Source organism: Micromonospora sp. NPDC003776 (genome assembly GCF_053605645.1).
Window position 1 is genome coordinate 1 of sequence record NZ_JBSGJR010000461.1, and the last position, 5,801, is coordinate 5,801.

A 5,801-nucleotide genomic window follows, 5' to 3' on the forward strand; every position below is an offset into this window, starting at 1 on the left:
CCCCGCGGGCCGCCCCCCCCCCCGCCCACCCCACCGCCCCCCCGCGCCGGGCCGCCGGCGATCCGCCGGCGGCCCGTCGCCGTTTGCGGTGGAGGGTGGTGGGTACCGGCGGGTGACGGACGACGAGGGGCGGCGCGGCATGAACACGGATCGGCTCAGTGACCTGGTCGTGGGGGTGGCGGGCGATGTCGCGGGGACGGTGGTGGACCCGCGGGCCGGCCTCACCCGGCTTCGCTCGATGATCACCGGTCGCACCCTGATCACCGTGGCGGCCGGGCTGGCCGTCGGCTTCCTGCTGGCCCGGTCCCGCCGACGCTGACCGGACCCGCCGGAACCGCACCCGAGCAGGCTCTCCGGCACCCGTGCCCCGGCGGAACGCCGGGAATCGCGCCAGATCGGACGTTTGACGGCTCCGGGCACGGGTAGCTGCCGACACATCGGGGACGCGGTGGACCGCCGGACAGGCCCGACGAAGGCGCCGTTCCACGCCCGGGTGCTCGCCGCGCCGGTGGTACGACGGCCGGCACCAGCGGGGGCCGACAACGCGGAACTCCATGTTCAGGAGGCGTGACGTGCAGGAGATCGTGGGCGAGAGCCTGGCCCGGCGGCTGGTGGAATGGGGCGTGGACACCGTCTTCGGCCTGCCCGGCGACGGCATCAACGGGCTGATGGAGGGCTTCCGCCGGCAGCGGGAGAAACTGAACTTCGTCCTGGTGCACCACGAGGAGGCGGCCGCCTTCATGGCGACCGGGTACGCCAAGGCCACCGGCCGGCTCGGGGTCTGCGCGGCCACCTCCGGCCCCGGCGCCATCCACCTGCTCAACGGCCTGTACGACGCCAAGCTGGACCACGTGCCGGTGCTGGCGATCACCGGCATGCAGGAGACCTCGGTGCTCGGCTCGCACTACCAGCAGGAGGTGCACACGCCGCTGCTCTACCAGGACGTCGCGGCCGCCTACAACCTGATGGTCACCAACCCGCAGCAGATGCCGGGGGTGCTGGACATCGCGATCCGGCACGCGCTGGCCAAACGCAGCGTCGCGCACCTGAGCTTCCCGAACGACGTGCAGGTCGCGCTCGCCTCCGAGGACCCGTACCGGCACGTCAGCCCGGGCGAGCCGCCGACCAGCAGCCCGGTGGTGTCGCAGCCGGCGGTGCCGGCGGAGCAGGCGGACCTGGCCCGGGCGGCGGAGGTGCTCAACGCGGGCACCAAGGTCGCCATGCTGGTGGGCGTGGGCGCCCGCCGGGCCCGGGACGAGGTCCTCGCGGTGGCCGAGGCGTTGGGCAGCCCGATCGTCAAGACGCTGCCGGGCAAGATGGTGGTCCCCGACGACCACCCGCTCACCACCGGCGGCATCGGCCTGCTCGGCACGAAGCCGAGCGAGGAGCTGATGGAGGAGTGCGACACCCTGCTGATGGTCGGCACCTCCTTCCCGTACGGGAAGTACCTGCCGTCCCCGGGCCAGGCGCGGGTGGTGCAGATCGACATCGACGCCAGCCTGATCGGGCTGCGGCTGCCCGTGGACGTCGCCATGACCGCCGACGCGCACGTGGCGTTGCGGCAACTGCTGCCGATGCTCACCCGCCGCACCGACCGGTCGTTCCTGGAGAAGTACCAGCGGGAGATGGCCCAGTGGCGGTCCGACATGACCGGCCTGGAGGACGCCGGCCGCGACCCCGTCGCGCCGCAGTACCTGATCAGCTGCGTGGACCGGGCGGCCACCTCCGACGCCATCCTGACCTGCGACTCCGGCACGATCGCCACCTGGTCGGCGCGGCACTGGACGATCCGGGGCGGGCGGGAGTACTACCTGTCGGGGAACCTCGCCACCATGGCGCCGGGCCTGCCGTACGCGATCGCGATGCAGCACGCGTATCCGGGCCGGCAGGTGATCGCCTTCGTCGGGGACGGCGGGTTCGCCATGCTGATGGCCGAGTTCCTCACCGCGGTGCGGCACGAGCTGCCGATCAAGGTGATCGTCAACAACAACAACTCGTACGGGCAGATCCTCTGGGAGCAGATCGTCCTCGGCTACCCCGAGTACGCGGTGCGCCACCGCCAGCCGGAGGCCGACTTCGCCGCCTGGGCGCGGGCCTGCGGCGGGTACGGCGTCAAGGTCACCGACCCGAGGTCGGCGCCCGACGCGGTGCGGGAAGCGCTCGCGTACCCCGGCCCGGCGTTGGTGGACTGCGACGTCAACCCGAACGAGCCGCCGATGCCCGGCAAGGTCAAGTACGACCAGGCGAAGCACTTCACCGAGGCGTTCCTGCGCGGCCAGCCGCACAAGGCGGCCACCCTCGCCACCGTCGCCCGGGACAAGTTCAACGAGTTGCGGTCCTGAGCCGGCGCCGCGCCCCGTGGACGGCCCCGGGGAGAGGAGACCCACCATGCGGGTACGCGAGATCCGACACCAGACCGGACGGGTGCTGGTGGTGGTCTGCGACAAGGGCGAGGAGGCGGTCGCCGCGGTCGGGGCGGCGCTGCGCGAGCAGGACATCCGCGCCGCCCGGGTGACCGCCGTGGGCGGCTTCGCCGACGCCGAGGTGGGCTGGTTCGACCGCGCCGCCGGCGACTACCGGCGCATCCCGGTCACCGAGCAGGTCGAGGTGCTCTCCCTGCTCGGTGACGTCGCCGACCACGACGGCCAGCCGGCCCTGCACGTGCACGCGGTGCTGGGCCGCTCCGACGGCGGCACCGTCGGCGGCCACCTGCTGCGCGGCCAGGTCTGGCCGACGCTCGAGGTGATCATCTCGGAGGTGGCGCCGGAGCTGGCGAAACGCGTCGACCCGGAGACCGGCCTGGCGTTGATCTCGGGCTCCTGACGCCGTGGCATCCCGAACCACCGGCCGGCGACCGCGGGCTTCCTAGACTCGACCCATGCCCCGGATCGTGCAGCTGCTGGCCTCACCCACCCACCGGTTCGTGGGCCGCCCGGCGGACGGTCCGGCGCCGGCTCCGCCCGGCGAACTGGTCGAGGAGGTGCACCTCAGGGCGGGCCTCGGCATCGTCGGTGACCGCTACTTCGGCCAGCCGGCGCACCGGGAGGCGAGCGTGACCTTGATCGCGCAGGAGTCGCTGCCGCCCGGGGCGGACCTCACCCAGGTCCGGCGCAACGTGCTGACCGCCGGCCTCGCCGTGGACGACCTGGTCGGCCGGGTGCTGGTGCTGGACTCCGGCGCCGGGCCGGTCCGGCTGCGGGTGCACACCCGGGCGCACCCCTGCGCGTGGATGGACGTCACCGTCGGGCCCGGCGCCTGGAAGGCGCTGCGGGGCCGGGGCGGGGTCCGCTGCGAGCCGCTCACCGACGGTCTGCTCCGCGTCGGCCGGCTGGCCGTCACCGTCGAGGCGTGATCGTCCGCGTAGGCTGAGCGGCGTGGATCAGGAAGACCGGATCGCGCTGTTCCTCGACTACGAGAACCTGGCGCTGGGCGTACGCGACCACCACGGCGGCAGGCCCTTCGACCTCCGCCCGATCGCCGACGCGTTGGCCGAACGCGGCCGGGTGGTGGTGCGCCGGGCGTACGCGGACTGGTCGTACTTCGACGAGGACCGGCGGATGCTCACCCGCTCCCACGTCGAGCTCATCGAGATCCCGCAGCGGATGGGCGCCTCCCGGAAGAACGCGGCCGACATCAAGATGGCCGTGGACGCGGTCGAGCTGGCCTTCGAGCGCGACTACATCTCCACCTTCGTGATCTGCACCGGCGACAGCGACTTCACCCCGCTGGTGCACAAGCTGCGCGAGCTCAACAAGCGGGTCATCGGCGTCGGGGTGGAGAAGTCCACGTCGGCGCTGCTGCCCCCGGCGTGCGACGAGTTCCTCTACTACGACCGCCTGGAAGGCGTCGAGGTACCGCCGCCGGCGGCCCGCCGCGGCCGGGCGGCGGCCCGACCCGCCGCCCCCGAGGCCCCGCCCGAGGCGGAGCCGCAGCCGGAGGCCCCGCCCACCGCGGAGGAGGAGGAAACCACCCGGGACGTCGACCACCTCGCGGTCCTCGTGGCGCAGACGGTGGCCGGCCTGCAGGGCAGCTCCAGCGGCGAGGTGACCGCCTCCGGGCTGAAGCGGACACTGCTGCGCAAGGACCCCACGTTCAGCGAGTCCGACTACGGCTTCCGCACCTTCGGCGAGCTGCTGCGACACCTGGCCGGGCACAACGTGGTCGAGCTGGGGGAGGGGCCCGCCAAGGGCGACCCCGAGGTGTCGCTGCCGGAGCGGGGGGACCGGGAGGCGGCCTTCGAGCTGCTCCGCGCCGTGGTGGCGGATCTGGCCGCGGACGGCGGGGCGGCGGCGCTGTCCGGCCTGAAGAACCAGCTCCGCCGGGCCCGGCCGGACTTCAGCGAGAAGAAGCTGGGCTACCGCAGCTTCCTGCAGTTCGTCAAGGCGGCCGCCACCAGCGGCGTGGTCGACCTGCGCTGGGATCCCGACGCCGACGACTACCTGCTCACCCCGCGGCGCTCCTGACCCCTCGCCGGCGTTTCGTGCCGCCGGGGCGGGGTAGCGGTGGAGACAGCCCGTTGATCGTCGCACCGGCGACCGGACGGGCGTCCCCCGCACCCCACCGGAGGTCCTCGTGTCCCCATCCCTGGCCCTGCCGGCCGCGGGTCCCGGCTTCCTGAACCCGCAGTGGTTGATCTCCACGTTCGGGCTGGTCGGGATCCTCGCCGTCGTCTTCGCCGAGTCCGGCCTGCTGATCGGCTTCTTCTTCCCGGGCGACTCGCTGCTGTTCACCGCCGGGCTGCTCGTCGCCGACGGCCATTACCTGCACCAGCCGCTCTGGCTGGTCTGCCTGCTGGTGGCGCTGGCCGCCGTCGCCGGAGACCAGGTGGGGTACCTGTTCGGCAAGCGGGTCGGCCCGAGCCTGTTCCGCCGCCCCGACTCGCGGCTGTTCAAGCAGCAGAACGTGCAGCGGGCCAACGACTTCTTCGCGCGCTACGGCGCCCGCTCGGTGGTGCTCGCCCGGTTCGTGCCGGTCGTCCGCACGTTCACCCCCATCATCGCCGGGGTGAGCCGGATGCGGTACCGCACCTTCGTCGTCTACAACATCCTGGGCGGCGCGTTGTGGGGCACCGGCGTGACGGTGCTGGGCTACTTCCTCGGCCAGATCGGGTTCGTCCGGTCGAACATCGAGTTCATCCTGCTCGGCATCGTGCTGGTCTCGGTGCTCCCGATCGGCGTCCAACTGCTGCTCGCGCGGCGGCGGGCCCGCCGACACCCCGGCCCGGCGGACCACCGGAGCGGCCCGGCCCGGGCGCCCCGTCCGGCCTCGGCCGGCGACCGCTAGGGCCGCCGGCAGCCCCTGGCCGGCTGGGTGCTCACCGGTCGGGAACTTTCCGGCCGCCGCCACCGACCAATACCGGAGAGCCGCCGTCACCGCGACGGCCGCCCGAGCCGGACGTGAGGTCGGAGGAGGACCCTGCGGATGAACCGAGCGACCCCCCGTCGCGTACCGCCGGGCCGGTGCGGTTCCGGACGGCGGCCGGTTGGATGACCGCCGAGGCCGACGACGAGCAGGTGACCCGCTGGGCGCAGCGGGCCGGGCGGGGTGACCAGCAGGCCGCGGCGGCCTTCGTCCGCGCCCTGCAGGCCCCGGTGTGGCGCTTTCTCGCCCACCTCGCCGGGCCCGGTGAGGCCGATGACCTGACCCAGGAGACGTTCCTGCGCGCGCTGCGCAGCCTGCCCGGCTTCGCCGGCCGCTCCTCCGCCCGGACCTGGCTGTTCACCATCGCCCGGCGGGTCGCGGTGGACCACGTCCGGGCCGCGACGGTCCGGCCCCGCGTGGCGGCGCTGCCCGACTGGCAG

General features: G+C 73.7%; 7 protein-coding genes. All 7 read left to right on the plus strand.

The features are described from left to right. Positions 1 to 112: 112 nt before the first annotated feature. Positions 113 to 319, plus strand: a complete 207-nt coding sequence (locus ACWEVO_RS28130; RefSeq protein WP_452310505.1) for a hypothetical protein — start codon at positions 113 to 115, stop codon at positions 317 to 319. A 253-nt stretch (positions 320 to 572) separates the two neighbouring features. After that, the gene (locus tag ACWEVO_RS28135) at positions 573 to 2,342 is read left to right on the plus strand and encodes a thiamine pyrophosphate-dependent enzyme (protein WP_452310506.1); all 1,770 of its coding nucleotides are present in this window, start codon (positions 573 to 575) and stop codon (positions 2,340 to 2,342) included. 46 nt (positions 2,343 to 2,388) lie between these two features. Continuing rightward, positions 2,389 to 2,823: a PPC domain-containing DNA-binding protein gene (locus tag ACWEVO_RS28140; protein WP_452310507.1), complete on the plus strand. Its 435-nt coding sequence runs from the start codon at positions 2,389 to 2,391 to the stop codon at positions 2,821 to 2,823. Between the two features lie 55 nt (positions 2,824 to 2,878). Further along, entirely contained in the window at positions 2,879 to 3,352 is a 474-nt protein-coding gene (locus tag ACWEVO_RS28145) for a molybdenum cofactor biosysynthesis protein (protein WP_452310508.1), read from the plus strand. Positions 3,353 to 3,374: 22 nt separating this feature from the next. Then, positions 3,375 to 4,463, plus strand: a complete 1,089-nt coding sequence (locus ACWEVO_RS28150; protein WP_452310509.1) for an NYN domain-containing protein — start codon at positions 3,375 to 3,377, stop codon at positions 4,461 to 4,463. Positions 4,464 to 4,572: 109 nt separating this feature from the next. Next, the gene (locus ACWEVO_RS28155; protein WP_452310510.1) at positions 4,573 to 5,283 is read left to right on the plus strand and encodes a DedA family protein; all 711 of its coding nucleotides are present in this window, start codon (positions 4,573 to 4,575) and stop codon (positions 5,281 to 5,283) included. Positions 5,284 to 5,486: 203 nt separating this feature from the next. Beyond that, positions 5,487 to 5,801, plus strand: a 315-nt coding sequence (locus ACWEVO_RS28160) for a sigma factor (protein WP_452310511.1), incomplete at its 3' end; no start/stop codon positions are given.

Bases quoted from the DNA above. Each gene is read 5' to 3' on its own strand.
- ACWEVO_RS28140 (WP_452310507.1), top strand. From the start codon at position 2,389: ATGCGGGTACGCGAGATCCGACACCAGACCGGACGGGTGCTGGTGGTG.
- ACWEVO_RS28145 (WP_452310508.1), top strand. From the start codon at position 2,879: ATGCCCCGGATCGTGCAGCTGCTGGCCTCACCCACCCACCGGTTCGTG.